Raw genomic sequence first — 26546 nt, forward strand, 5'->3', positions numbered from 1 at the left:
GATAACCAAAAGTAGTGATTCTTTTTTGACTTAGCCCAATGTTCTACAAAAAGGAATTGAAACTTAATCGAAAGTATTGGCTATTGATTTACCTAGCGTATTTCGCTTATGCGTGACCAATATATTGCATGTATACCTTAGTATAGATATTTTCTAATGTAACTCGTTGAAATATCACAGTTTTGCATTGCACAAGTGCCCCAGGTTGCAATGCGCAACGAATAAAACCAATTAAAAAAGTTTTCGTATCTTGCTAAGACTTAGCTCAGGGAGGAACTCGCAGGTGGAGGACTTGCGAGGCGGGGCTATTAGTCTTTCGTATTTCCTCAGAGTAAACAGGCAGACCAAAGGCACAAGTGTGTGGCCTTTGGCGAGAGGTGATTCAAAGATGCAGGTGCCTCCGTCAGCGGGTATGGATACATTTCCGCAGTTGCTTATTCGGAATGCGCGGGATTGGGGGGATCGCCCCGCGTATCGCGAGAAGGACCTCGGGATCTGGCAGAGCTGGACCTGGCTTGAAGTCCTTGAGGAAGTTCGCAAGCTCTCACTGGGGTTGAAAAGCCTTGGATGTAAAGAGGGCGACAAAGTTGCGGTGATTGGTGCAAACCGTCCGCATCTTTATTGGGTTTTTGCAGCAGTGCAGGCGTTGGGTGGTATTCCGATCCCAGTTTATGCCGACTCTGTGGCTGAAGAGATTGCTTATGTTCTCGGCCACGCTGAAGTGCGTTTTGCAGTTGCTGAAGATCAGGAGCAGGTTGATAAGCTGATCGATATGTCCGAGAAGCTGCCGCTGCTCGAGCACATCATTTACGAAGATCCGAAGGGTCTTCGCGATTACGATCACACTCGCTTGCACCGTTACAAGACAGTTCAGGATGCTGGTCAGGCTCTGCTCGACAATGACGAGAAGCTGGCTGATGAGTGGTTCGAAGCGGTCAAAGGTGGCAAGCGTGAAGACGTTGCTGTGATCCTTTACACCTCTGGTACGACTGGTCGTCCTAAAGGTGTGATGCTGACCTTCAATAACCTGATGGTTTCCGTTCAGAACGCGAACAAGTTCGACAATCTGGACGAGAATGCAGACACCGTTGCTTACCTGCCTATGGCATGGGTTGGTGACCACGTGTTCTCGTATGCCCAGTGTATTACGGCTGGTTATTGCGTGAACTGTCCTGAAGGTCCTGAAACAGTTTCCATCGACCGTAAGGAAATTGCTCCGACTTATATGTTCGCACCACCGCGCGTGTTTGAGGGGATGCTGACGCACATCATGGTTCGCATGGAAGATGCGGGCACCATGAAGAAGAAGCTGTTCGACTACTTCCTCGACTACGCGAACAAGGTTGGCGAGCGCATTCTGAATGGCGAGAGTGTCTCTCTGTTTGAGCGTATGAAGTATGCAGTTGGCGAGTTCTGCGTTTATGGGCCGCTGAAGAACGAGATGGGTTTCTCCCGCGTTCGTGTTGCTTACACCGCTGGTGAAGCGATTGGTCCTGAGATCTTCAAGTTCTACCGTTCCATCGGTCTAAACCTGAAGCAGCTTTATGGTCAGACGGAATCTTCCGTGTTCATCACCTCGCAGCCTGACGGTCAGATTTATGCTGATACCGTTGGTGTGCCTATGCAGGATGTTGAGGTGCGGATCGCTGATAGTGGTGAGGTCATGTACCGTTCACCAGGCGCGTTCCTTGGCTATTACAAGAACGATGACGCGACTAAAGACACCAAGACCGAAGATGGCTGGGTGCACACTGGTGATGCGGGCATGTTCCTTGAGAATGGCCACCTGAAGATCATCGACCGTGCAAAGGACGTGGGCAAGCTGAATGACGGTTCCATGTTCGCGCCGAAGTACATCGAGAACAAGCTGAAGTTCTTCCCGAACATCAAGGAAGCTGTGACCTTTGGCAATGAGCGTGATTACGTTTGTGCCTTCGTGAACATCGATCTTGTTGCGGTTGGTAACTGGGCAGAGCGTAACAACATCGCTTACGCGTCCTATCAGGAACTGGCAGCGCATCCTGAGGTTTACAAGACCATTCAGAGCCATGTGGATCAGGTGAACAAGGATCTTGCCGAAGAGCCAATGATGGCCGGTGCTCAGATCAAGCGCTTCCTGGTTCTGCATAAAGAACTGGATCCGGATGACGGCGAACTGACACGTACCCAGAAGGTCCGTCGTAACTTCGTTGCTGACCGTTATGCGCCGCTGATTGAAGCGTTCTATGCTGGTGAGACCTCCAAACATGTGGTGACCGAAGTGACCTTCGAAGACGGTCGTCAGGGTACGATCGAAGCCACCGTCGAGATCCGTGACATGGAAACTTATAATAGTAAGGCAATGTCCGCGATTGGGGAGGCGGCAGAATGACTGTAATGGATCCAACGCTCGAAGAGGTCAAAAGAAAGGCCGAGGAGCGCGAGGTTCTGCTGGATCTTGAGAACGTTTCTCTCTCCTTTGGCGGTGTTAAAGCAATCACGAATATCTCCTTCAACATCAAGAAGGGGGAAATTCGTGCAATCATTGGTCCTAACGGCGCGGGCAAGACGTCCATGCTCAACGTGATCAATGGTTTCTATCAGCCACAGGAAGGTGTGATCACCTTCAATGGCGAAAAGCGTAAGTCCATGAAGCCGCACCTTGCGGTTAGTCAGGGCATCGCTCGAACCTTCCAGAACGTTGCTTTGTTTAAGGGCATGTCCACGCTGGATAACATCATGGCTGGACGTGCAACGCGGATGAAGCAGAACATGTTCTGGCAGATGCTCTACTGGGGCCCTGCGCAGCGGGAAGAAATTGAGCACCGTAAGAAGGTCGAGGAAATTATCGACTTTCTCGAAATCCAGCATATCCGTCGCACACCTGTGGGGACGCTTCCATACGGCTTGCAAAAGCGTGTTGAGCTTGCCCGTGCGTTGGCGATGGAACCTGAACTGCTGCTGCTCGATGAGCCGATGGCAGGGATGAATCTGGAAGAGAAAGAGGACATGAGCCGCTTCATTCTGGATGTGAATGATCAGCTCGGCACCACGATTGCTCTGATTGAGCATGACATGGGTGTTGTGATGGACCTTTCCGACCGTGTCGTTGTTCTGGACTATGGCCGCAAGATTGCTGATGGCGTGCCGGATGAAGTGCAGAGCAACCAGGAAGTTATTGATGCCTATCTTGGCGTGTCACACTAGGGGGCTCTCGTGGAAACGCTTTACACTGTTTTAATCGACCCGTTTGTTCAGATGGTCGAAGTCCCGGACTTCTTTCTGCAGGTGCTGTGGGAAGGCCTTGTTTCAGGTGTCCTTTATTCTCTGATCGCGCTTGGCTTCGTGCTTATCTTTAAGTCCTCGCGTATCTTCAACTTTGCGCAGGGCATCATGGTGGTGTTTGCGGCGCTGTCACTTGTCGGCCTGCATTCCTTCCTCGTGCCTTACGTTGGCAATGAGTTTGTTGCTGCGGCGATCGCTATGCCGCTCACTCTGGGCATCATGTATGCGCTAGCGATGGGCGTTGAGCGTATGGTGCTGCGTCCGCTTGTTGGTCAGCCAGACATCATCCTGTTCATGGCGACGATCGGTATCACCATGTTCCTCATCGGCTTTGGTGAGTTCGTGTTTGGTGGTGAGAACAAGGTGATGATCACCGAAGCTCTCGGCATTCCAACCGGTGCTATTGAGTTTGAACCGTTCGGCGGCTTCCTGCTTATGGAAGAGAAAGATGTGTTCGCGGTTGTCATGGCGATCATTCTGGTGATCAGCCTGCTGGTGTTCCTGAACAAGTCTGCGATGGGTCGTGCGATCCGTGCGCTGGGTGATGATCACACTGCTGCTCTGTCCGTGGGTATTTCCCTCAGCACGATTTGGGTTCTGGTGTGGTTCATTGCCGGTGTCATTGCTCTTGCGACAGGTATTGTCTGGGGTGCTCGTGCTGGTGTGTCCTTCGCGCTTGAAGTGATTGCCTACAAAGCGCTGCCGGTGCTGATGCTTGGTGGTCTGGAGTCCGTCTCCGGTGCGATCATCGGCGGTATCGCTATCGGTCTTCTTGAAAAAGTCTTTGAAATCTATTGGGGCCAGCCTCTGTTCGGTGGCAACACTGAAACCTGGTTCGCCTTCATCTTTGCTTTGATTGTTCTGCTGTTCCGTCCGCAAGGGCTGTTCGGTGAGAAAATCATCGAGCGCGTGTAAGGGAGGCCTGGCGTGTTTTACAGAACTTCTGGTCAGTTCAAAACAAGTTACGAAAGCGATCAGGCGCTCTTCCCAATCAAACAGGATATGGTCCTGCTGGTTGTGATCCTTGCCACCATGTATGTGATCTTTCCGATGTTCGCATCGGAGTTCACCTACAAGGCTCTGCTGGTGCCGGTGCTGATTTACTCCCTTGCTTCGCTCGGATTGAATATTCTGACGGGGTATGCAGGGCAGCTGTCGCTGGGTACTGCAGGCTTCATGGGTGTTGGCGCTTATGCCTGCTACAAGATCACTACGATCTTCCCTGAAATGAACATTGTGATTGCTCTGTTCCTTTCCGGCTTCTTCTCTGCAGCGGTTGGTGTGGCGTTTGGTTTGCCATCGCTGCGTATTAAAGGCTTCTACCTTGCGATTGCGACGCTTGCTTCGCAGTTCTTCCTGGTGTGGCTCTTTGAGAAGTGGGCTTGGCTTTACAACTACAACGCATCCGGTGCCATTGAAGTGCGCACCATGGACATCTTTGGTCTTGTTGTGACCGGTCCGAATGCGTCGCCGATGGTTCAGTACTACTTCGTTCTTGGCATCGTTTCTGTGGTGACCTTTGCCATGATCAACCTGACACGTGGCCGTTACGGTCGTACGTGGAAGGCTGTTCGTGACATGGACATTGCTGCGGAACTGGTGGGCATCAACCTGATGCGTGCGAAGCTTTCTGCCTTTGCTGTGAGCTCCTACATCGTTGGTATTGCCGGCGCGCTGATGGTGTTCTTCTGGAAAGGTGCTGCTGAGCCGAACCTCTTTGATATTCCAATGAGTTTCCAGATCGTCTTTATCGCGATCATCGGTGGTCTTGGCAGTGTGATGGGCAACTTCCTGGGTGCGATCCTGATTGTGGCGCTGCCAGTTGTGCTGAACCTGTTGCCTGAAATTCTCGGAATTAGCATCGGGTCTGCCACCATGGAACACGTCAACGTTATGGTGGTTGGTTCCCTCATCATCATGTTCTTGATTGTCGAGCCTCACGGTCTTGCGCGGTTCTGGGCGCTTATTCGTGAAAAGCTCATCATTTGGCCATTCCCTCACTAATAAAGAACTGCGTTTTAGCAGCTGGGGAATAGAGGAAGTGGCCCGCGGCATTAGCCGCAAACGCGGAGGAAAATATGAAACACTTTACGAATTTCAGTAAGGCTGTTGCAGCAGGTGCTCTTGCAGTCGCTATGAGCACAGCTGCGATGGCAGCGGATGGTCTTAACTTTCCTAACCTGACATATCGTACGGGCCCATTTGCGGGCACTGGTACTCCGATCATGAACGGTCAGCGTGACTACATGCTTATGCTGAACGAGCGTGATGGCGGTATCGGCGGTGTGCCAATCGACTACATCGAGTGTGAAACCGGCTACAACACCAACAAAGGCGTTGAGTGCTACGAGAAGACAAAGGGAGATGCTCTCGTAACTCAGCCATGGTCCACCGGTATCACTCTGCAGGTTATGCCACGCACCAACGTTGACCGTATTCCAATTCTGGCGCCTGGCTACGGCTTCTCGCCAATGTCAGACGGTAATACATTCGCTTGGGCGTTTAACCCACCAGTGTCCTACTGGGACGGCGCATACATGATCCTCGACTACATTGCTGGTGGTGACATGTCTTCGCTGAAGGGTAAAAAGATTGTTCTTCTTCACCTTGACCACCCATTTGGAAAAGAGCCAATTCCGCTTCTGGAAAAGCTTGCAGAAATGCATGACTTCAAACTGGTTCCGATCCCTGTTGGTCTGAAAGAAATGCAGAACCAGTCTGCTCAGTGGCTTCAGATCCGTCGTGAGCGTCCAGACAACGTCGTCATGTGGGGTTGGGGTGCTATGAACGCCGGTGCGATCACCGAAGCGGTTAAGACCCGTTACCCAATGGAAAACTTCATCGGCATCTGGTGGTCCGGCTCTGATGCTGACCTGCAGAACGTTGGCGCAAAAGCGAAGGGCTACAAGTCTGTCAGCTTCAACGCTCCGGGCAACTTCCCAGTGCTTGATGACATCCGTACGCACGTTGTTTCCAAAGGCAACTCAGAAATCAAATCTGAAGCTGACATGGACACCATCTTCTATCAGCGCGGTATCATCATCTCCATGATCCTGGCAGAAGCAGCGAAAACTGCTCAGGACCACTTTGGTGAGAAGAACATCAATGCTGAACAGCTGCGTTGGGGTCTTGAGAACCTGGACATCACCGAAGCTCGTCTTGAAGAGCTGGGTATGAAGGGCATGACACCACCGCTGAAGATGGCTTGTGACAACCACACTGGTCACTCTGGTGCATGGATGCTTGAGTGGAACGGCGAAGAGTTCGTACAGGCAAGTGACCTGCTGACTCCAAACCGTGAGCTGATCAAGCCGCTTGAACTGGAAAAAGCTGCTGACTACGCGAAGAACAACGCTCCATGGCCAGGTCGTGGCGACCTCGCTTGTAACTAAGCATTGTTTGTTTTGGTCGGGCGCATTGGTGCCCGGCCAACTCTACCCAAGTCAAATAATCGGAATGTTCGCAGGCTAAGGCTGATCTCATGAACGCAATTGCAGAACAGACATCAAATTCCAAGGCACCAGCCGCTAACCTGCAGGTTGCCGAAGACATTTTGTCTATTAACAACATCGAAGTCATCTACGACCACGTGGTGCTGGTTCTCAAAGGGGTGTCTTTGACAGTGCCTAGAGGTGGTATTGTTGCTCTGCTGGGTGCGAACGGTGCCGGTAAGACAACAACCCTGAAAGCTATTTCCAACCTGCTGCAGGCAGAGCGTGGAGAAGTGACAAAGGGCAATATCGAATTTCAAGGAAAGCAGGTTCAGGCGCTTTCTCCGAACGAACTGGTGCGCCGCGGATGTATTCAGGTGATGGAAGGCCGTCGTTGTTTTGGCCACCTTTCCATTGAAGATAACCTGATGACCGGTGCTTACACCCGTACAGATGGCAATGCTGAGATCAAGCGCGATCTGGAGATGGTGTACGATTACTTCCCGCGTCTTCGTGAGCGTCGTGGCTCTCAGGCGGGTTATACCTCAGGTGGCGAGCAGCAGATGTGTGCGGTGGGCCGTGCTCTTATGAGCCGCCCTGACATGATTCTGCTGGACGAGCCAAGCATGGGTCTTGCGCCGCAGCTGCAGGAAGAGATCTTCGAGATCGTGAAGAAGCTGAACAAGAACGAAGGCGTTTCGTTCCTGCTGGCTGAGCAGAACACCAACGTTGCGCTGAAATATGCGACCTACGGGTACATCATGGAAGCAGGCCGTATCGTGCTGGATGGTGATGCTGAATCTCTGCGTGAAAACGAAGACGTGAAAGAGTTCTATCTTGGTGTTGGCGGTGAGGGACGTAAGTCGTTCCGTGATGGCAAGCACTATAAGCGTCGTAAGCGCTGGTTGGCATAATCTGCGCCAATTGAGAGGATAACCCCAAAAAGATGGGGGTGAACTGTCACAGGAAGTCAATGTATCTGGTTTTGAATAATCTGCATGCTGCTTATTGCTGCAAAAGGTATTTTGGAGGACCACATGCATTTTCTTTCTAAGGTTATTGTCGGGGCTGCGCTTTTGGGCGTGGCCTCAGTTGTACCGGCTTCCTCTCAAGTCAAATTAGACGGTTATTTCCTCGCTGAAGAAGCCTGTCCGGCGTTCAAGTCTTTCCGAAAGCAGACCAATCCGGGCAGTGTTCATGTGGAGCGGATGCGTGCCTATGAGTTGCTTGGAAAGAACAAAGCACAGGCCTCGCATTACTTTATCCGAATGAATGGCGTGAACCCGGCAGAGCGCTGGGTGGATGTTTCCTGCGGTCTTCATCTGGTTGAGGCTGAGGGCAGTGGGCAGACGGCTGGCAATGGTTCCGGTGGGTCGGCTGGATCAAAGGTGGTTCGCCCTGCGGTGAAGGGGCCATCGGCTGATGCGGAGTTTTTGCTGGCAGCAAGCTGGCAACCGGCGTTTTGCCAAACTCACCAAGAGATCCCCGAGTGTTCTTCTCAAGTGGAAGGACGGTTTGATGCGAGCCACTTTGCTTTGCATGGTTTGTGGCCCCAGCCGCGTGGGAACTTCTGGTGCGGCGTGACACGTGCAGAAAAACGTCTTGCTGAAGAACGCTCCACACGCGGGCAGCTGCCTCCTGTTGAGTTGGAAGATGCAACACGGGAAGAGCTGGATAAGGTGATGCCGGGCGCTCAATCCCATCTGGACCGTTATGAATGGGTGAAGCATGGTACTTGTTACAGTGACAGCGCTGAAGAGTATTACGCGGAATCTCTTGATCTTATGGAGCAATTGAACGGCTCTGCTGTCCGTGATCTGTTTGCTTCCAATATTGGTGAAGTTTTGACGACTGCGCAGGTTCGTGCGGCGTTTGATGAGTCTTTTGGCGCTGGTGCGGGGAAGCGCGTTGAGGTGCGTTGTAAGGGTGGTTTGATCACTGAGCTCTTTATCAATCTGAAGGGCCAGATTGAGCAGGATACCCCGATGAGTGAGTTACTGCTGGCGGCCAAGCCAGTGCAATCTGATTGTCAGGGCCGGGTTGATCCTGTCGGGTTCAACTGAGGTGCCTGTTCTTATGAGTTGGTAGGAGATTTTTATCTCCTGCCTTTGAGCAGTTTGAGGCCGTGGGAGGGCTTCTATGGAAAACCAATATTTTGATGAGTTGGAGATCCGGTCCCAAGAGGAGCGTGAAGCTGATCTGATGGCGCGTCTGCCGGGCCAGATTGCCATGGCGAAGGCTGAGGCTTCTGGTTGGGCAAAGCATCTGGCTGATATTGATCCTGCTGAGATCACAAGCCGGGAAGCTCTGGCCAAGTTGCCTGTGCTGCGTAAATCAGACTTGCTTGCAGCACAAGCAGAAGAGCCGCCGCTGGGCGGCTTTGCTGCAGGTGACTTCTCTACCTACAAACGCATCTTCATGTCTCCGGGCCCAATCTGGGAACCGCAGGGGCCTGAAGCTGATCCTTGGAAGTCCGCGCGTGCGTTCCATGCGACTGGTATTCGTCCGGGTGATATCGTGCACAATGCACTGTCCTATCACATGACGCCGGGTGGGTTCATTCTGGATCAGGGCGCGCGCGCTTATGGCTGCGTTGTCTTCCCAGCTGGTATCGGTAACACGGACATGCAGGTTTCTGCGATCTCCAGCCTGCGTCCGACGGCTTATGCCGGTACACCTGATTATCTGAAGGTTATTCTGGATCGCGCTGCTGAGATGGGTGCAGATGTTAGCTCCATCACCCGCGGCCTTGTTTCCGGTGGTGCACTTTATCCGAGCTTACGCGAGGAGTATGCAAATCGCGGTGTGAAGGTTCTGCAGGCCTACGCGACGGCTGATCTGGGTATTGTGGCTTACGAGAGTGAAGCCATGGAAGGTATGATTGCCAACGAAGATTTCATCATCGAAATCGTTCGTCCAGGGACTGGTGAGCCTGTTGCTCCGGGCGAGGTTGGCGAGTTGGTGGTGACCACATTCTCACCGACCTATCCGCTCATTCGCTTTGCTACAGGTGACCTTTCTGCTGTGATGCCGGGTATATCACCTTGTGGCCGTACCAACATGCGCCTGAAGGGCTGGATGGGCCGTGCTGACCAGCGCACCAAGGTGAAGGGCATGTTTGTTGACCCTGCCCAGATCGAACGTCTGCGCAAACAGGCGGGTGATGATATTGGTCGTGCTCGCCTTTCCGTTGTTCGTCAGGGTGAGCAGGATCACATGATCCTGAAGGTGGAGACAGAAGCGGCAAGCGATGACTTTATCGCTGCGCTGAAGAAGTCCCTGAAAGAACACACTGGCCTGAATGGTGATGTGGAACTGGTGGCGCCAGACACACTGCCGAACGATGGTAAGGTGATCTCTGATGAGCGTGAAGTGACCGCATAAACGCCGTTGGACCTAATCGATTTTTGAGGTGCCAGCCTGCACATGTAGGCTGGCATTTTTCTATTCTGGGTAGTTTCACCGTATTATTCAGAAAATCGGAGGGTTTGACCTTGGCGCGGGCAGCGGGAAACTCTATTTAGCAAAGGGATTGGATCTGATGCGCATAGGGGTCTCATGAACCAGAGCACAAGCGGCAACGCCACAACGCCGGGAAATCACCCTCCGGTCTCATTCGGGAAAGTGGGTGTTCTTCTCGTAAATCTCGGGACACCTGACGGGACCGATTATTGGTCCATGCGCCGCTATCTGGCGGAGTTTCTCTCAGACCGACGGGTTATCGAATGGTCACGCTTCCTGTGGCTGCCAATTCTCCACGGTATCGTGTTGAGTAAGCGCCCGCAGAAGTCCGGTGCAGCTTACAAAGAGATCTGGAACAACGAGCTTGATGAGAGCCCACTGCGCACCATCACACGAAGCCAGTCAGATAAGCTGACTGAGGTTCTTGCTGATCTTGGTGAGAACGTGGTTGTTGACTGGGCAATGCGTTATGGCAATCCATCCATCGCGAGCCGTCTTGATGCACTGAAGGCTAAAGGGTGTAATCGCATTCTCGTCTTCCCGCTGTATCCGCAGTATTCGGCGTCTACGACTGCTACTGTGAATGATGAAGTGTTCCGCGCCTTGTTGAAGATGCGCTGGCAGCCGACCATTCGCATTGTGCCGCCGTATCATGATGATGAGACCTACATCGACTCACTGGCGACTTCGATCAAGAACAAGCTGAGTGAGCTGGATGAAGAGCCGGAAGTGGTCCTGGCGTCCTTCCACGGTATTCCGCAGAGCTATTTCGATAAGGGCGATCCTTATCACTGCCATTGTCAGAAAACGACTCGCCTGATGCGTGAGAAGTTGGGTTGGGATGACAAGAAGTTACAGATCACGTTCCAGTCCCGTTTCGGTCCGGAAGAGTGGCTGCAGCCTTATACCGACAAGACTGTCGAGAAGCTGGCAAAAGAAGGTGTAAAGCGGATTGCCGTTTTGAATCCGGGCTTTGTGGCGGACTGTCTTGAAACGCTGGAAGAGATCGCCGGTGAAGCCGCGGAGATCTTTGAGGAGCATGGCGGGGAGCAGTTTACGCATATCCCGTGCCTCAACGATGCACCGGAAGGTATGGCTGTGCTGGAGAATGTGGTGCGCCACGAGCTTCAGGGCTGGATCTAGAAATTTAAGTTTTAGTTTACTATGTGAAGAAGAGCACTCGTTTCTTTTGGGAAGCGGTGCTCTTTGGCATTTATTTGAGCAGTTTTCTCTGGTCTTAATGGGACAAAGCTAGGATAGTTTAGGCAAATTACTCCAAAGGACTAATAGATATGGATATTTTGACAGGTAGTTCGATTACCGTCCTCATACTGGTCGCTGTGATCATTTTTGTTGTATTTGCTGGCGCGAAAATGGTCCCTCAGGGTTACAACTATACGGTTGAGCGCTTTGGTAAGTACCGGAAAACATTGCATCCGGGTCTTAACATCATCATCCCGTTTATTGATCAGGTTGGTCATAGGGTGAACATGATGGAGCAGGTGCTTGAAGTTCCGGCTCAGGAAGTTATCACCAAAGACAACGCCACGGTTACCGGCAACGGTGTGGCCTTCTATCAGGTCCTGAACGCGTCTCAGGCTTCCTACGAAGTGCAGGGCCTTCAGAATGCTATCCTGAATCTGACCATGACCAACATCCGTAGTGTTATGGGTTCCATGGTTCTCGATGAGCTGCTTTCCAACCGTGATGAGATCAACTCTCGTTTGCTTCGTGTGGTTGATGCGGCCTGTGAGCCTTGGGGCGTGAAAATCACTCGTATTGAAATCAAAGACATCAATCCACCGGATGATCTGGTTGATGCGATGGCACGTCAGATGAAAGCGGAACGTGAGAAGCGTGCGGCAATTCTGGAAGCTGAGGGTGACCGTCAGTCTGAAATTGCGAAGGCCGAAGGTGTCAAGCAGTCCCTGATCCTGGAAGCGGAAGGTCGTAAAGAAGCTGCCTTCAGAGATGCGGAAGCACGTGAGCGTATGGCAGCGGCTGAAGCTAAGGCGACTGAGGTTGTTTCCAAGGCGATTGCTGAGGGTGACATGGGTGCGATCAACTACTTTGTTGCCAACAAGTATGTTGAAGCGTTTGGTGAGCTTGCTAAATCTCCAAACCAGAAAACACTCATTCTGCCAATGGAAGCGACTGGCATGATCGGCAGCCTTGCTGGCATTGCTGAGATTGGCAAGGAAGCGCTGAAAGAGTCGCAGCAGCGTAGCTCCAGCCGTATCCCAAATACAGGTAGTTCAGAGGGCTAATCACCATGCTTATTGAGCTGTTCCAAAACAGTATTGAACCCTGGGTCTGGTTTGCGTCCGGGCTGGTTCTTATAGGGCTGGAGTTGGCTGTGCCGGGCTCTTTCTTGATCTGGTTTGGGGCAGCGGCTCTCGTTGTTGGAGCTGTTGTCGCGTACTTTGATATCGATTGGCGCTGGCAGCTGGTGCTGTGGGGTGTTCTTTCCCTCGGCTTCCTTCTCGTTGGACGACGTCTGACCTCGAGAAACAACGATGGTGAGGGAGACCCTTATCTCAACAAGAGAGGCAGCCGGTATCAGGGGCGTGTGTTCGTGTTGAAGAAGGCACTGGCCCACGGCAAAGGGACGCTTGAAATTGGTGATTCCGTCTGGCGTGTGAATGGGCCGGATCTACCAGCAGGTGCTCATGTGAAGGTCGTTGGCCAGGAAGGCACAACGCTGATTGTGGAAGCAGCACCTGAAAGTGATGCAGCCTGATCCTCACTGATATGGATTGAAGTCTGGTGGCAGCGGAGGTTCTTCTGCCATCAGCAAAATAGAGATGCGGCGGTTCGCTGCAAGATACGGATCATTCGGGAAGAGGGGCTCCGTATCAGCTTTTCCCACCACAGAATGAATATTGTTGGACGGCAGGCCGTATTCGGAAAGAATCTGGCGCGCTGTGTTGGCACGATCTGCTGAAAGCTCCCAACCGGTTTCACTCGGGGAGGTGATCAACTGACCCGTGGTGGTATGACCGGTGATGCGGACGCGGTTTGGCAGTTTGGCCAGAACCGGTGCCATCTTCGCCAGCAAGCGGCGGGTGATCTCATAGGGATATTTGGACCCCTCCGGATACATTGAGCGGCCTTCCTGATCGACAATCAGGATGTTGAGGCCTTCGTCAGTTTCTTCAAGGATGATATTGTTTGAGATCTCGGTGATCTCTGGCATTTCCTGAAACGCCTGGCGCAGGGAAACTGCAGCCGTTGCAAACTGGCGTGGCTTTTCGATATCAGCTTTCTTGGTGGTGTGAGTGTTCGCTTCCGGGCCTTGCTTGCGTTTTTCTGGGTGACTTTCTGTAGCGAAATCGGCGTCGGTGATCTGCTTTTCGTAGGTGATGTCTTTCATGAAATCACGCAGAGGCACGCCTTCAATTTCCAGAACGCCAGCGCGTTTCGTCACCTGCTTGATGCCGAAGGCGTCTTTGATGGAACCGGCAACAACCTGAAGCTTCTGTTTGTCCTGCACTGAGAACGAGATGATCAGAACGAAGAAACACACGAGCAGGGACATTAAGTCCGCAAAGGTCACCATCCATCCCGGAGCGCCTGCGGGTGCTTGTTTTTTTCTGCCTGCCATGGTGTTTCCCCCTTACCGGAGTGCTTAAGCCGCTGCTTCGATCATGTCGCTGCGACCCTTTTCAGGGATGTAAGCCAGCAGCATTTCGCGGATGAGGGATGGGCTCTTGCTCTCACGGATCTGCAACACGCCATCAATCACGAGGGTCTGGTTGAGTTCTTCCTGCTCAAACTTGGAATCAAGTTTGTCTGCAACCGGAATACACACCACGTTTGCGATGAGAGAGCCGTAAAGTGTCGTCAGAAGCGCGATCGCCATGGACGGGCCGATGGTCGATGGATCATCCATAGTCGCAAGCATCTGCACCAGACCGACGAGCGTTCCGATCATGCCGAAGGCCGGGGCAGAATCACCGAGTGCGCGATATACGCGCGCGCCTTCGTTCAGGCGGGTCAGGTAGAGGTCGCGTTCTTTTTCCATGGAGTCGCGAATGAGGTTGTAGTCGTAGCCATCAGCTACATACTGCATGCCTTTTGCGAGGGTTGGCTCTTCAATCTCAACATTTTCGAGACCGAGCGGGCCTTCCTTACGAGCGGTTTCAGCGAGGTGAGCGATGTTTTCAACCAGCTCGCGTGGCTCGATCTTCTTGTGAGTGAAGGCGAGTTTTGCACCCATACCAAAGGCGCTCAGCAATCCATTTAAGGGAAACCTGACAAGCGTGGCTGCAAGTCCACCGCCGACAACGATCAGAATGGAAGGAAGGTCAACGAACTGGCTGAAGCTTCCGCCCAGAAAAATAGCTATCAGCACGGTTACGCAAGCAGCAATAACGCCGATGATCGTGGCTAGATCCATTTAGCTTACCCGAATGCACGCCTTTGATGAGGCAATTTAACTAGTATTAATTTGGGGTATTATGGCTAACCAAATCCTAATAAATGGGAAAAATCCGTTTGGGCAGAATAACGGATGTATTTCGGTGAGGGATGGCAGGAATCAAAAATGCCCGCAGATGAGGTCATCCCGGGCATTTGTCTGCTTTATTGTTGCGAGCGTTTAGGCTGCGCCGATCTTCAGAAGATCCAGTGTACGGATGATTCCAACCGGCTTGCCATCTTCGACGATGAACAGCGAGCTGATTTTCAGAGAGTTCATCATCTCAAGAGCGGAAGGTGCCAGCAGAGTTTCTTCGATGGTCTTCGGATTATGGGTCATCACCTCTTCGACGGTCTTTTCAAGGAAATCCGGGCTGATGTGGCGGCGCAAATCACCATCAGTGATGATGCCGATCAGCTTGCCAGCAGTATCTGTAACCCCGAGAACACCAAAGCCCTTTTGCGTCATCAGGACGAGAGCTTCTTTCATAAGCATACCCGACTGGGCCACAGGCAAATGATCGCCAGTGTGCATGATGTCTTTTACATGCATCAAGCTAGCACCAAGTTTGCCGCCCGGGTGATAGACCTTAAAGTCCTGAGCCGTGAAGCCTTTTGCTTCCAGAAGAGCAATTGCCAAAGCATCACCCAGTGCCAGCTGAATCAAGGTGCTGGATGTTGGTGCAAGTCCGTGTGGGCAGGCTTCCGGAACTTGTGGCAGGGTCAGGCAGATGTCAGAGGAAGATCCAAGCGCGCTGGATGCGTTGCGTGTTAGTGCAATCAGGGGCACCTTAAAGCGGCGCGTAAAGCCCAAAAGGCTTGCAAGCTCTTGAGTCTCGCCAGACCAGGACAATGCAATCACAACATCATCTTCCGTGATCATGCCCAGATCGCCGTGGCTTGCTTCGCTTGCGTGTACGAAGAAGGCTGGCGTGCCGGTGGATGCGAGTGTTGCTGCCAGCTTTGTGCCAATGATGCCGCTCTTGCCGATGCCGGACACAATAACGCGACCTTTGGAATGAGCGATGGTTTCTACCGCTTTGGTGAAAGGTTCTGCCAAACCGTTCGCCAAGCTCGCCTGAAGCGCGTCAAGCGCTGCAACTTCAGTTTCGATTGTCCGTGTAGCAGACTGGATCCACTCTTCTGCCGGGCGCAGCGGACGGTCTTCATGCGTTAGAAAAGATGGCATATGCATTGGGCATTACTTCTTAGCTTGGCTCTGATGAGCACTATGACGCTTTTGCAGCAAGATTCCTGCACTAGATAAGAGTGCATTGTGAACACTCTGGGGCAAGACTTGGTTTACCCTCTAGCAAATTTAAATTGAGAAAACAATCAAGGGTAGAGCGTCCTGTAGCAAGGAAACGTTAACCATGTTCGGCGAGTGTGGGGCTGGTTGAATTTCCTTCATTTGAAGGTGGATTGCTGGAATATTTTATGCGGTTGCGCCCTGAGGTTTTGAGAGCTCTTCGAGCCAGGTCATGTCTGACCTGTGTTTTGATGCTGGGCGCTTTTTCTCTCCAAGATGCAGTTGCACAAACCAGCAATTTTGAGTTCCGCGAAAGCCTGTCCTTTGAAGATGATCCGAGTTCTAGTTTTGAGCTTCCCTCTGAAACTGATGCTCAGCCATTTGAGCAGGAAGTCGAAGAAGGGCTCCAGCGGCCAAGCGCACGCCCTCCTGTTTCGACTGTTGGGCAGCAGCTGACCGGAACAAGCCGGAGCAGTCGGGCGCCCAAGTTTTCTGAAAGAGTGGAAGCCGTTTCGCGTTTGTCACGTCCTGTTGGTGGGGGCGGGATTGATGATGAAGGGGTCTTTGATGGAGAGACCGTTCAGGATCGGCCTGTTGGCATCCAACTGGGTTCTCTGCGTTTAACACCTTCATTTGATGCTGGTTTGGGCTGGACTGACAATGTCGAGCAAGCAAATGGCGGTACGCCTGATGGGTTCTATGAGGTTGATGCTGCTGTTGGTGTGGTTTCTGACTGGGAGCGCCATGAGCTTGGTTTGGAACTGCGCGGCAGCCTGCGGGCTTTCTTTAATGAACCTGACAACAACCAGCCTGTCATCACCGGACGCGGTAATGTTCGGCTTGATCTGAGTGATCTGACAGTTGCTGATGTTGAGGGTGTTTACTCCTTCTCTCGCGAAGAGCGGTCTTCTGCTGAAAACGAAGCGACAACCGGACGGACCAACTCTGTTCAGGAGATTGGCGGGCGGTTCTCGTTGAGCAGGCAGGTTTCTGTTGTGCAGTTGCGTGGTGGCATTGGGGTCGACCGAACGGTTTATGGCGGGCAGATGAGCAGCTCACAGCCGCGCGATAACACGGTGTTTGATGCAACCCTGCGCACTTCGTTTGATAATGGCGCGACGTTTGAACCGTATCTGGAAGGTGGCTTTCTGGTTCGGAAATACGATGAAGATTGCAGCGGTGATCCATCCTGTTTTGACAGAACTTCGCGCGGATACTTTGCCAAGGTTGGTATGAGCATTGACCGCGGGCCGAAGCTGCGTGGTGAGTTTGGTGTTGGCTATCGGGCCGAGTATCTGGATGATGATCGGTTGGATGCACTGCAGGGCTTCATTTTTGATGGTGCCTTTGTTTGGTCCCCGACACGCCGTGATACTGTGACTGTCAGTGGCGCGACCAGCTTTGCTGGCACAAACATCAGCGGAGCATCAGGTTCCATCCTTTATGCGGGGGATGTGCGGTATGCGCATCAGTTCACGCAGGATCTGGTTGGAGATGTTCAGCTTGGCTACACCTACAGAACGTATCAAGGGGTGGATATTGTTGAGCAGGAAGGAACCGGGTCATTCGGTTTGGTGTGGGCGTTCTCCAAGGATGCAGCGTTGCTTTCCCGCTATACATTCCGTGCGTTTGAGAGTTCCACTGCTGGTAGCAATTACACCAGCAGCCTCATAGAAGCGGGCCTTCGGATAAGACGCTGATTTTATGCGTTATTTAGAGTGCGTTAATTTTCAACGGACGCATCTAGTAAGAATTGACAAGCTTAAAAAGGGGTTTTGATTAAAAACGGCCTTTTTTTTACCATGGTTGACAGTCATGGCAGTAATGCCTCCGAGGGCTAAGCAAAAAGACTGCGCGGCATGCGCTCAATAAACTCCCAATCGGGTGACTGGAGAAAGCTTCATGCGATTTTCTTCTTTGCCAGCTGTCCTGTGCGCTGGGTTTCTACTTTTCAGTAGCTCCTACGGCTTTGCTCAAGGGAGTGATTTTCAAAAATGGATTGCAGGCTTCAAGCGGACTGCGGTTGCGCAGGGCGTGAGCCCTCAGCTCTATGATCGTGTGTTTAAGGGCATGACTCCTGATCCGCGGATCAAGAAGAGTGCTGAGAACCAGCCTGAGTTTACCCGTGCAATCTGGCAGTATCTGGATAGCGCGGTCTCGCAGGATCGGGTGCTGCATGGCCGCCGGATGGTCGATGAGTGGGCTGGCTGGCTCGACAAGATCGAGAGCAAGTATGGTGTGAACCGCCATGTTGTGCTGGCGATCTGGGGCATGGAGAGCTCCTACGGGCGTATCCTAGACAATAAAGCGATTGTACGGTCTACACCACGGGCATTGGCGACACTGGCCTACAATGGTGGGCGTCGTGGGAAATATGCGCGCAAGCAGTTGGTTGCAGCGCTGAAGATTTTGCAGAACGGCGATGTTTCTCCGCAGCAGATGCAGGGTTCCTGGGCTGGTGCGATGGGGCATACGCAGTTTATTCCAACCACCTATCAGGCCTATGCGGTTGATATTACAGGTGATGGAAAGCGCGATATCTGGAATAGCATTCCTGATGCGTTGGCGTCGACAGCGGCTTATCTCAACAAGATGGGCTGGCAGTCCGGTCAGACCTGGGGCTACGAAGTCACCTTGCCGAAGAACTTCAATTATCGCCTGAGCAACCAGCGCAAGCAGCAGTCGCTTGCCAGCTGGAGCAAGCTGGGTGTTAAGCGGGCGAGTGGTTCGGACTTCCCTCGTGGCGGAGACATGGCACGGCTTTATACGCCTGCTGGGGCAAACGGCCCTGCGTTTCTGCTGCTCAAGAATTTTTACGTGATCAAGCGCTACAACAACTCCAATGCTTATGCGCTTGGTGTGGGGCATCTTTCTGATCGCTTGCTTGGGCTATCCGGTTTTGTCGCGGAATGGCCGCGTGGGGATCGCCCCCTGACATTCAGTGAGAAGAAAGCACTACAGAAGCGTTTGAGTGAAATGGGTTATAAGCCGGGTGCCGTTGATGGCAAGATTGGCCAGAGGACCCGTCAGGCAATTCAGGCTTATCAAAAAGCGTCAGGACTTGTTCCAGATGGTCACGATTCAATAAAGCTTCTTAATAGGTTGCAAGGTAGAACATAATCGGGTTTCCTAATTGCAGGAAGCCAATGGTGGTGGTTGGTTCCTGCTGGAGACTCGCGGATATGCAACGATCCTTTTTGTCACTTGTGTTTGTAGCGCTGGTAAGCCTTTGCTTTGTCAGCGTTTCTGTTGTGCCTGTAGAAGTTGCAGCTCAGGTGCGCAGCAACAGTGCAAATGCGCCTAAGAAGGGTAACAAGTCGTTTTTCGGCTGGTTGTTTGGTGGCAGCAACAAGCGGATTGAGCAGGCGAATCCCTCCAAAAAGAAGCGCCGCAGAAGCAGTACCCGCAAAAATCGTAGTGGTGGCGTTGCCGTCGTGAACGCTCCGAAGATCGTCGAGAAAGAGAAAAGCAAGGACGCAAAGGTCCTGCTGGTTGTTGGCGATGATCTGGCGATGGGGCTGGCGGACGGTTTGAAGGCGGTTTACGCCGAAACTCCCTCCATCAAAGTGAAGAAGCTGGTTTATCCTCAAACCGGGCTTGTGGCGGTTAAAAAGCCGGATTGGCCGGAAGATGTGGCTGCTTCTTTGAAGAATGAGGATGTTGGCCTCGTTGTTGTTGCTCTTGGTGCACGTGATAATCGGAATATCAGCGTTGTCGAGCAAGGGGTGATTGATGGTCAGCCCGCGACTTATGCCGAGGAACTGCAGTTTCAGGGGGAGGAATGGAAGAAGGAATATCGCTTCCGGACCGCGTCTCTGGTGGCTGCTATTCGCAATGAGCAGTTGCCGCTGATCTGGGTTGGCCTTGCGCCTGCTGAGGAATACCTGACGAGTGCGAACTTCAGCTATCTGAATGACTTGTTCAAAGAGCAAGTGGAACCGGCTGGTGGTATCTTCGTTGATATCTGGGCAGCTTTTCAGGATGACAATGGCGAGTACACCACGCATGGTCCGGATGTGACCGGTAAGAGCAGGCGTTTGCGCTCGAAAGACGGTGTGTACTTCACATGGGCCGGATACCGGAAAGTGGCCTACTTTGTTGAGCGAGAGATTGCCCGCATTTTTGGTAGTGCGACGGCCTTCATTTTCGAAGGGGTCAAAGATGATCCCAACTTCATAGTTCTGACAGGCCGTTTGACCTCTCCTGAAACCAAGCTGATCGGGCCGGATGACAAGGGTGGTAAAGCAGCGGCAGGGAGTGATCTGTTTAAGCTGACTGTATCTGGTGAAGCTCTGCCAGAAGTTTCCGGGCGGGCTGATGATACGCGCTGGACCGGATTTTAATATCTGAAGTATTTTTTAGCGTGTAAGCGGTGAATATTAGCAGTCACTCAAGAAGAACTGCAAAAAATTAAATTTTATCGCTGTTTTTTTGAAAATACATGCAATTCACACGCTGCTGGTAGTGTTCTGTTTACATACATGGGTAACATTACTCACATTCAACTTATGGGTGAAGTGGGGCTTTTGATGGTTACCCAACCGCATGTTTTTAAGTTGTCGATGGTGGCGAAGTTTGTGCTGGTCGTGTTTATGGCCATGACAATCATGTCGCTCGGCACGCTATTTTCCTTCGTTACGATTTATAACGCGCTGACGTCTGCGTTGGGGGACGAGACGTTGAGATCTCAGCTTATGTCTGATCATGGGCAGAGTGCGCTGGAAACGCTGCTTGTCGACAATCTGATGTTCATCGTGATGGTCTGTGCGCCTGTTGGTGTGCTGTTCTTCGTTGTTGCGGTTGTGATTGCGCGGGGGATGCGAACGAATATGGCCGCGCTGCAAGGCGGGCTGGATGCGTTGGCAGATGGCGCTCTGGATACAGAGATCAAAGGCACTGAACGGGTGATGAAATCGGCGCGATTGCCCGCTCCATTGCTCAGTTCCGGGTTGCGCTGAAAAAGAAGGCTGAAGCGGATGCTGCTGCGAAGATGCAGCAGGAGCTGGAACTTGCGGATGCGCGCAAGGAAGCTTTGGCCAGCGTTGCGCGTGAATTTGAAGCTTCTGTCGGCCATGTGGTGCATGATCTGCTGGAGATCAGCCAGGCTGTTGAGACGCGCTCCAGAGAGTTGGATGCGAGCGTTCAGGGTGCGCACAGTGCCATGGCGTCGTCCAGCGATGTGGCGCAGACCACGCAGACCTCGGTTGAAGAACTGGTTGAAGCTGCAGAAGGCGTTTCGCACTCCTCCGGTATGATTGGTGACAACACCACTCAGGCTGCTCAGTTTGCGCAGGATGCTGCGGAGCATGCGCACAAGACCAATGAGATTGTGGGGCGCCTTGCGGAGAGCGGTAAAGCAATTGGTGAAGTGATTGAGTTGATCGATCAGATTGCTAATCAGACCAACCTTCTGGCTCTCAACGCGACGATTGAAGCGGCACGGGCAGGGGAGGCAGGCCGTGGTTTTGCCGTTGTGGCAAGTGAGGTGAAGAACCTTGCCGGCCAGACTTCGAAAGCAACCGAAGAGATCTCAACTCAGGTCGAGTCGGTGCAGAAGGTGGCAGAGCAGGCGGTGACGGCTATTCGCTCCATTGGAGAGACCATTGAGCGGATCAACTCCCTCTCGACAGGCATCAATGAAGCGGTGAGTGAGCAGAGGCAGGCAACGGATGATATCTCCCGCAACCTGAACAGCGCGCATCAGAATGTTTCTCAGGTCGCCTCAAACATGCAGGATCTGGACAGCGAGTTCCAGGGCACCAAAGATGCCTCAAACGACCTGCATCAGGCCGCCGGCAAGCTCGGCCTTCTCTCCGAAAACCTACGCTCCGAAGTCGCTAGCTTCCTGGAGAACGTGAAGGCTGCTTAAACCTCTTTGAGCAGCCTTTGGCGGGGTGGGGAGTGAGAGAGTGTTGTGTTGAAAAGGGCTTAATGGAGGAAGCCGCAGTGCGGTTTCTAAGACAAGCGAGCACTCAATGGGCCAACACTAGACATACGGCTCATTCCCCCAAGAGTTGATGCGAACTGAATGGCAGTGATTGATCTTTCAAAAAGAAAAGGAAGCAAACTTTGAGGGGGCTACTTGGGGTTACTGCAATCAATCTTTATCGTACTTGTTCTGTTCATGAAATTTCCTCCTTATTGCATTACACAGGAGGACTTCCCAAGAGATTGAGGCTTTGTTCGTAGATCATCATTGTTTGATTTTGTATTCTAGTTCTAGTTATAAGCATTTTAGATATTGCAATTAATAGTTGATTGACTGCCTAGAGAGGATCTCAAGGGGACATTATGCTGACAGGAAGAATACTCACTACGATACTGTTTTTACTCGTGAGTTTCTGGCAAACGCAGGCCGCAGCTCAAACATTAGAAGAATGTAAATCTGATCTGATCGGTGACGAGCCCAGCTATTTTCAGACATGTAAAGACATAGCAAGACAAACTGAAGATAAATACCTTCTGGGTTACATTGGTCGTGTTTATTTTGATGATGAGAGAATAGAGCAGAATTATCAGGAAGCGGCCAAATGGTTCTTACTAGCTGCAGAGCGAGGAAACTCTGGGGCACAACACGCAATGGGTACTTTTTTTGAGTTCGGTATGGGTGTTCCTCGTGATTACCGTGAAGCTCTTAAATGGTACCTTCAAGCTGCTGAGGATAAAGACGCCTCTGCCTTTATTTTTGAAACTTTGGGTAGATTTTATGAAGATGGTCGGGGTACCCCACCAAACTATGAAATTGCTATGAAATGGTATCACCTCGCGGCCAAACACGGAACCGAGTTCGACGTAGTCAGATTAGGTGATATATACGCCAGCGGTGAAATTGTGCCACAGGATCTCGATGAAGCTGAGAAATGGTATAGTCTTGCCGCAGAACAAGGCAACGCTTCTGCTCAAGCTTCCCTTGCTGAGATGTATTTGCAAAATCGTAGTAAGTTCTACAATCCTGTTCAGGGATATAAATGGCTCCTTCTTGCTGAGCTCCATGATAATGAAAAGGCTAAAAGAGCGCGGAGAAAGGTTGAAGGAGTTCTCGAGTACCAACAGATTGTTGAAGGGCAACGACTGGCTCGCGAATGGTGGGATGCCCGAGAAAACTAGATCACAGACTCATAATTTCTGATCTATAACCTTGTTGCAGTCAGTTTGATTGCGGCAAGGAAATTTGCAGGGGCTTTGTCGTATTGAGTGGCTATGCTTCTGTACTGCTTTATCTTTCCGAAGAAGCGTTCAACCAGTTTGCGTTGGCGGTACACCCACTTTGAAAATGAAAAAACTTTCTTCCAGCTCACCTTTGGCGGGATGTTGGTCCATGCTTTCTTGTCATTCGCCATATTGCGCAGAGCCTTGCTGTCATAGGCTTTGTCAGCAAGGATGGTGCACCCTTCTTGTACGTTCTTCAGCACTTGCAGGGCTGGTTTGCTGTCATGAACTTGGCCTGCCGCTCAGCTCGAGCGTTGGTTAGTAGTAGCGGCCCAATAACAGACTATTCATCATCAGTAAATTCAAAGCATCGCTGGGACATTCAAGCTCTCCTCTTTGGAACAAAGCTTGAATCATAAGTTAGAGGCTAAGCGCAACTCGAAAATGGGTTTGCGTCCTAGATCCAATAAAGGTTGGTGGAAGGTGCTACCGTTGTAGTAGGTGAACCTTTGAAGGCCATGGCAAAAGTATTAGAATATCCTGACAGATATTGCTCTCTCATTTCTATCATATTAAAAGTAATTTCAGTTATGACATTGATTTCGAGTACGTTAATGCAAGCAATCAAATCAGCCGCCGCGTTATTTATTGTTTTCTACTGTGTTTCAGGAATACCTGCGTCAGCGCAAGGACTTCAATTTTGCAAAACCGACGACAATGGGTGGATTCCCTCCAAACTTGTGCACGACTGCGAAGATCTAGCCGTCCTGCGGAATGATGTAGAGCTGCAATTTACTTTCGGCCAAATGTATTATCACGGCGTTGGAGTGACGAAGGATGACACTGCTGCACTTGAGTGGTTCCGTCTTGCCGCCAACCAAGGGCACCCTCAAGCTCAAGGTCGGCTCGGCAGAATGTATGCTGATGGCGATGGCGTAGCGCATAATTACACTACTGCAGCCAAGTGGTATCGTCTTGCTGCCGACCAAGGGGATGCAGACGCTCAGTGGTGGCTCGGTGGGTTGTATAGAAGTGGTGAAGGTGTGCCTCAGGACTACACTGCTGCACTCAAGTGGTATCGTCTTGCCGCGGACCAGGGAATGGTAGCTGCGCAAATTTCACTTGGCGGAATGTACTCGGATGGCATTTATGTGCCTCAGGATTACGCAGTTGCAGTCATGTGGTATCGCCGTGCTGCCGAGCAAGGTGATAGTCACGCACAATTTGTCCTTGGCCAGATGTACGAAAATGGCTACGGCGTAGCGAAGGATTATACTGCTGCAGCCAAGTGGTATCGCCTTGCTGCCGACCAAGGGTCGAAAGCAGCGCAGCTTGGCCTTGACTGGATGTATGTGCATGGCCAGGCCGTGCCTTAGGATTATATAGTGGCCTATATGTGGTAAAGTATTACTTTTATTGATGGTCAAAATGACATTGCTATAACCCGTCGTGAAAATATCCTTAGTGAGAGACACTGCTGAAGCTCGGAGAATGCCCAAAAATCTTATCCCCCTTGCTGGAGAGTGCCCTCATACTCATTGCATGCCCACGTGACGGGCAGCTGGCGGGCCGTCCGTCGGTGTGTCGTGGGCTGGGTGGGGCTTTTGTGAGGGGTAACGCATCTTGCAGAGGTCCGGTGGCACCGATTTTCAGGCGTGACTGCATGGCCTGAGAGGAAGGGCCCAACCTGAAGGGCATCACGCAGTGGCATATGCTGGTCAGAGCAGCATATGTCAGGGGTAGCGGACCTGTTCGGATACGGAAACTTATCTGAGCAAAGCCACTATCCTTCCGGGAAACCGGCTATCGTGTCTTTCAGGATAAGAGGCGATGTTGGCCATACCAAAATGCCCGGGCAAGGCGCGTAGCCAATGCCGAAGACTCATATCTAACAAGTAGCGCAGGTGTTGCCTGCCGCCTTGCTCCTCCCGACTTTCGGGAATTCTGGTTCAACACTGCATGGATTGCCATGTGGTGCTGTTGCCATTGTTTCTTGCGTATCTTTATCCGAAAACCGGTTTCCACTTTTCGGCGATACGCTGTAGCAAAGGCAAGTCAGAGAGCACGCACATGCTGCCATCAAAAAGCCCCGGGAAGCGGGGCTTTCCGGGGCTTTGTTGTTTATTTCTTCGCCAAGATCAGCGTGGCAGGTTGGAGGAACCTGTCAGGAACTCATCGATGGACTTCGCTGCCTGACGGCCTTCGCGAATGGCCCAGACCACGAGGGACTGACCTTTGCGAACGTCACCCGCTGCGAAGACCTTTTTGATGGAGGTCTTGTAGTCTTCGGTGTTCGCTTTCACGTTGGTGCGTGGGTCCAGCTCCAGCTCGTCGCCAGCTTCCTTGATGTAGGTCTCCATGTTTGGACCGGAGAAGCCGATGGCTGCCAGCACCAGGTCTGCTTTCAGGATGAACTCGGTGCCTTCAATCGGAACACGCTTTTCATCCACGCGAGCACACTTAACGCCGGTTACAACGCCGTCTTCATCGCCAACCACAGCCAGAGTTGCCGCGGAGAACTCACGCTCTGCACCTTCTGCCTGAGAGGTCGATGTGCGGAACTTGGTTGGCCAGTAAGGCCAGAACTGGTTCTTGTCTTCCTTCAGCGGAGGCATTGGACGGATGTCCATCTGGGTTACAGAGAGCGCGCCCTGACGGAAGGAGGTGCCCACACAGTCAGATGCGGTGTCACCACCGCCAACAACAACAACGTGTTTGCCGCCAGCCCAGTATGGATCTTCCTCGGAAATGTCTTCCCCGCCTACACGGCGGTTCTGCTGCACGAGGAACGGCATTGCGTACATGGCGCCTTTGAGATCCATGCCCGGGATGCCCGGATCACGCGGACGCTCAGCGCCAGTGCACAGCAGTGTTGCATCGTGACGGGTGTAGATTTCCTCGAACTCTACATCCTTGCCGATTTCGCAGCCGTAGTGGAAGGTTACGCCTTCGGCTTCCAGCTGCTCAACGCGGCGGTCGATGTAGTGCTTTTCCATCTTGAAGTCAGGAATACCGTAGCGCAGCAGACCGCCAGCCCGTGGTTCACGCTCATAGATGTGTACGGTGTGACCAGCGCGTGCCAGCTGCTGGGCAGCAGCCAGCCCAGCAGGGCCGGAGCCGATGACGGCAACGGTTTTACCGGTCTTGGTTGTTGCTGGTTCGGGCTTGATCCAGCCTTCTTTGAAGGCGCGGTCTACAATTGCCTGCTCAACAGTTTTGATCGCAACCGGAATGTCTTCCAGATTGAGCGTACACGCTTCCTCACATGGCGCAGGACAGATGCGTCCTGTGAAATCCGGGAAGTTGTTGGTTGAATGCAGGTTGCGAGATGCTTCTTCCCAGTCGCCGGCGAACACCAGATCATTCCAATCCGGAATCTGGTTGTTGACCGGACAGCCGGTTGGACCGTGACAGAAAGGAACGCCACAATCCATACAGCGCGCTGCCTGACGCTCTACGTCTGTTTGTGAGAGCGGAACCGTGAATTCACGGAAGTGGCGAATGCGATCTGATGCCGGCTGGTACTTCTGTTCCTGCCGGTCGATCTCCAAAAAGCCAGTTACCTTACCCAT

At 52.1% G+C, this 26546-nt stretch carries 22 protein-coding genes and 1 pseudogene; 18 read left to right on the plus strand and 5 right to left on the minus strand.

What is annotated here, in order from left to right:
* The first annotated feature begins 412 nt into the window (after window positions 1-412).
* From JCM12308_RS09220 to JCM12308_RS09270, 11 genes are all read left to right on the plus strand, one after another.
* Window positions 413-2371: an AMP-dependent synthetase/ligase gene (locus tag JCM12308_RS09220; protein WP_128647369.1), complete on the plus strand. Its 1959-nt coding sequence runs from the start codon at window positions 413-415 to the stop codon at window positions 2369-2371.
* Between the two features lie 5 nt (window positions 2372-2376).
* Entirely contained in the window at window positions 2377-3186 is an 810-nt protein-coding gene (locus tag JCM12308_RS09225) for an ABC transporter ATP-binding protein (RefSeq protein ID WP_037037744.1), read from the plus strand.
* Between the two features lie 9 nt (window positions 3187-3195).
* Window positions 3196-4179: a branched-chain amino acid ABC transporter permease gene (locus JCM12308_RS09230; RefSeq protein ID WP_008551597.1), complete on the plus strand. Its 984-nt coding sequence runs from the start codon at window positions 3196-3198 to the stop codon at window positions 4177-4179.
* A gap of 12 nt (window positions 4180-4191) precedes the next feature.
* Complete coding sequence (locus tag JCM12308_RS09235) at window positions 4192-5268, plus strand: branched-chain amino acid ABC transporter permease (RefSeq protein WP_008551299.1); 1077 nt, start codon at window positions 4192-4194, stop codon at window positions 5266-5268.
* 74 nt (window positions 5269-5342) lie between these two features.
* A complete protein-coding gene (locus JCM12308_RS09240; RefSeq protein WP_054783526.1) occupies window positions 5343-6656 on the plus strand; it encodes an ABC transporter substrate-binding protein in 1314 nt (437 codons plus the stop codon).
* Window positions 6657-6745: 89 nt separating this feature from the next.
* The gene (locus tag JCM12308_RS09245; protein ID WP_008551673.1) at window positions 6746-7609 is read left to right on the plus strand and encodes an ABC transporter ATP-binding protein; all 864 of its coding nucleotides are present in this window, start codon (window positions 6746-6748) and stop codon (window positions 7607-7609) included.
* A 123-nt stretch (window positions 7610-7732) separates the two neighbouring features.
* Window positions 7733-8758 carry a ribonuclease T2 family protein gene (locus JCM12308_RS09250; RefSeq protein WP_208609243.1) on the plus strand — a complete coding sequence of 342 codons (1026 nt, stop codon included), beginning with the start codon at window positions 7733-7735 and terminating at the stop codon, window positions 8756-8758.
* Between the two features lie 76 nt (window positions 8759-8834).
* The gene (locus JCM12308_RS09255) at window positions 8835-10079 is read left to right on the plus strand and encodes a phenylacetate--CoA ligase family protein (RefSeq protein WP_054783528.1); all 1245 of its coding nucleotides are present in this window, start codon (window positions 8835-8837) and stop codon (window positions 10077-10079) included.
* Window positions 10080-10253: 174 nt separating this feature from the next.
* Entirely contained in the window at window positions 10254-11300 is a 1047-nt protein-coding gene (gene hemH / locus JCM12308_RS09260) for a ferrochelatase (RefSeq protein WP_054783529.1), read from the plus strand.
* Window positions 11301-11449: 149 nt separating this feature from the next.
* Window positions 11450-12424 carry an SPFH domain-containing protein gene (locus JCM12308_RS09265; RefSeq protein WP_083417390.1) on the plus strand — a complete coding sequence of 325 codons (975 nt, stop codon included), beginning with the start codon at window positions 11450-11452 and terminating at the stop codon, window positions 12422-12424.
* A 5-nt stretch (window positions 12425-12429) separates the two neighbouring features.
* Complete coding sequence (locus JCM12308_RS09270) at window positions 12430-12897, plus strand: NfeD family protein (RefSeq protein WP_014287027.1); 468 nt, start codon at window positions 12430-12432, stop codon at window positions 12895-12897.
* A gap of 3 nt (window positions 12898-12900) precedes the next feature.
* Here JCM12308_RS09270 and JCM12308_RS09275 read toward each other — a convergent pair whose 3' ends face one another.
* The 3 genes from JCM12308_RS09275 to JCM12308_RS09285 all read right to left on the minus strand — a co-directional run bounded on the left by JCM12308_RS09275 (window position 12901) and on the right by JCM12308_RS09285 (window position 15771).
* Window positions 12901-13761 carry an OmpA/MotB family protein gene (locus tag JCM12308_RS09275; protein WP_008551683.1) on the minus strand — a complete coding sequence of 287 codons (861 nt, stop codon included), beginning with the start codon at window positions 13759-13761 and terminating at the stop codon, window positions 12901-12903.
* A 24-nt stretch (window positions 13762-13785) separates the two neighbouring features.
* Window positions 13786-14556 carry a motility protein A gene (locus JCM12308_RS09280; RefSeq protein WP_008551696.1) on the minus strand — a complete coding sequence of 257 codons (771 nt, stop codon included), beginning with the start codon at window positions 14554-14556 and terminating at the stop codon, window positions 13786-13788.
* Window positions 14557-14757: 201 nt separating this feature from the next.
* Window positions 14758-15771 (minus strand): KpsF/GutQ family sugar-phosphate isomerase, encoded by a 1014-nt coding sequence (locus JCM12308_RS09285; protein ID WP_054783530.1) that lies wholly within the window; start codon window positions 15769-15771, stop codon window positions 14758-14760.
* A gap of 305 nt (window positions 15772-16076) precedes the next feature.
* Here JCM12308_RS09285 and JCM12308_RS09290 point away from each other — a divergent pair, with 305 nt between their 5' ends.
* From JCM12308_RS09290 to JCM12308_RS09310, 6 genes are all read left to right on the plus strand, one after another.
* Window positions 16077-17525 (plus strand): outer membrane beta-barrel protein, encoded by a 1449-nt coding sequence (locus tag JCM12308_RS09290; RefSeq protein ID WP_208609242.1) that lies wholly within the window; start codon window positions 16077-16079, stop codon window positions 17523-17525.
* A gap of 202 nt (window positions 17526-17727) precedes the next feature.
* Window positions 17728-18945: a lytic murein transglycosylase gene (locus tag JCM12308_RS09295; RefSeq protein WP_054783532.1), complete on the plus strand. Its 1218-nt coding sequence runs from the start codon at window positions 17728-17730 to the stop codon at window positions 18943-18945.
* A gap of 62 nt (window positions 18946-19007) precedes the next feature.
* Complete coding sequence (locus JCM12308_RS09300; protein ID WP_208609241.1) at window positions 19008-20168, plus strand: SGNH/GDSL hydrolase family protein; 1161 nt, start codon at window positions 19008-19010, stop codon at window positions 20166-20168.
* Window positions 20169-20306: 138 nt separating this feature from the next.
* Complete coding sequence (locus tag JCM12308_RS29515; RefSeq protein WP_208978414.1) at window positions 20307-20783, plus strand: hypothetical protein; 477 nt, start codon at window positions 20307-20309, stop codon at window positions 20781-20783.
* Between the two features lie 32 nt (window positions 20784-20815).
* Complete coding sequence (locus tag JCM12308_RS09305; protein ID WP_208978415.1) at window positions 20816-21694, plus strand: methyl-accepting chemotaxis protein; 879 nt, start codon at window positions 20816-20818, stop codon at window positions 21692-21694.
* 422 nt (window positions 21695-22116) lie between these two features.
* Window positions 22117-22932 carry a tetratricopeptide repeat protein gene (locus tag JCM12308_RS09310; protein WP_054783534.1) on the plus strand — a complete coding sequence of 272 codons (816 nt, stop codon included), beginning with the start codon at window positions 22117-22119 and terminating at the stop codon, window positions 22930-22932.
* Between the two features lie 23 nt (window positions 22933-22955).
* On the opposite strand, the pseudogene JCM12308_RS09315 reads toward JCM12308_RS09310, so the two are convergent.
* Window positions 22956-23270 (minus strand): annotated as a pseudogene (locus JCM12308_RS09315) (transposase); the annotation flags it as partial.
* Between the two features lie 180 nt (window positions 23271-23450).
* On the opposite strand from JCM12308_RS09315, the gene JCM12308_RS09320 reads away from it, so the two are divergent.
* Complete coding sequence (locus tag JCM12308_RS09320) at window positions 23451-24350, plus strand: tetratricopeptide repeat protein (protein ID WP_164845281.1); 900 nt, start codon at window positions 23451-23453, stop codon at window positions 24348-24350.
* A gap of 762 nt (window positions 24351-25112) precedes the next feature.
* Here the strand turns inward: JCM12308_RS09320 and JCM12308_RS09325 are convergent.
* Window positions 25113-26546 (minus strand): glutamate synthase subunit beta, encoded by a 1434-nt coding sequence (locus JCM12308_RS09325; protein ID WP_008551603.1) that lies wholly within the window; start codon window positions 26544-26546, stop codon window positions 25113-25115.

This window comes from Pseudovibrio denitrificans JCM 12308 (assembly GCF_001310815.1).
Classification (GTDB): Bacteria; Pseudomonadota; Alphaproteobacteria; order Rhizobiales; family Stappiaceae; genus Pseudovibrio; species Pseudovibrio denitrificans.

Bases quoted from the DNA above. Each gene is read 5' to 3' on its own strand.
- JCM12308_RS09220 (WP_128647369.1), top strand. From the start codon at position 413: ATGGATACATTTCCGCAGTTGCTTATTCGGAATGCGCGGGATTGGGGG.
- JCM12308_RS09225 (WP_037037744.1), top strand. From the start codon at position 2,377: ATGGATCCAACGCTCGAAGAGGTCAAAAGAAAGGCCGAGGAGCGCGAG.
- JCM12308_RS09240 (WP_054783526.1), top strand. From the start codon at position 5,343: ATGAAACACTTTACGAATTTCAGTAAGGCTGTTGCAGCAGGTGCTCTT.
- JCM12308_RS09245 (WP_008551673.1), top strand. From the start codon at position 6,746: ATGAACGCAATTGCAGAACAGACATCAAATTCCAAGGCACCAGCCGCT.
- JCM12308_RS09250 (WP_208609243.1), top strand. From the start codon at position 7,733: ATGCATTTTCTTTCTAAGGTTATTGTCGGGGCTGCGCTTTTGGGCGTG.
- JCM12308_RS09255 (WP_054783528.1), top strand. From the start codon at position 8,835: ATGGAAAACCAATATTTTGATGAGTTGGAGATCCGGTCCCAAGAGGAG.
- hemH (WP_054783529.1), top strand. From the start codon at position 10,254: ATGAACCAGAGCACAAGCGGCAACGCCACAACGCCGGGAAATCACCCT.
- JCM12308_RS09265 (WP_083417390.1), top strand. From the start codon at position 11,450: ATGGATATTTTGACAGGTAGTTCGATTACCGTCCTCATACTGGTCGCT.
- JCM12308_RS09270 (WP_014287027.1), top strand. From the start codon at position 12,430: ATGCTTATTGAGCTGTTCCAAAACAGTATTGAACCCTGGGTCTGGTTT.
- JCM12308_RS09275 (WP_008551683.1), bottom strand. From the start codon at position 13,761: ATGGCAGGCAGAAAAAAACAAGCACCCGCAGGCGCTCCGGGATGGATG.
- JCM12308_RS09280 (WP_008551696.1), bottom strand. From the start codon at position 14,556: ATGGATCTAGCCACGATCATCGGCGTTATTGCTGCTTGCGTAACCGTG.
- JCM12308_RS09285 (WP_054783530.1), bottom strand. From the start codon at position 15,771: ATGCATATGCCATCTTTTCTAACGCATGAAGACCGTCCGCTGCGCCCG.
- JCM12308_RS09290 (WP_208609242.1), top strand. From the start codon at position 16,077: ATGCTGGGCGCTTTTTCTCTCCAAGATGCAGTTGCACAAACCAGCAAT.
- JCM12308_RS09295 (WP_054783532.1), top strand. From the start codon at position 17,728: ATGCGATTTTCTTCTTTGCCAGCTGTCCTGTGCGCTGGGTTTCTACTT.
- JCM12308_RS09300 (WP_208609241.1), top strand. From the start codon at position 19,008: ATGCAACGATCCTTTTTGTCACTTGTGTTTGTAGCGCTGGTAAGCCTT.
- JCM12308_RS29515 (WP_208978414.1), top strand. From the start codon at position 20,307: ATGGGTAACATTACTCACATTCAACTTATGGGTGAAGTGGGGCTTTTG.
- JCM12308_RS09305 (WP_208978415.1), top strand. From the start codon at position 20,816: ATGCAGCAGGAGCTGGAACTTGCGGATGCGCGCAAGGAAGCTTTGGCC.
- JCM12308_RS09310 (WP_054783534.1), top strand. From the start codon at position 22,117: ATGCTGACAGGAAGAATACTCACTACGATACTGTTTTTACTCGTGAGT.
- JCM12308_RS09325 (WP_008551603.1), bottom strand. From the start codon at position 26,546: ATGGGTAAGGTAACTGGCTTTTTGGAGATCGACCGGCAGGAACAGAAG.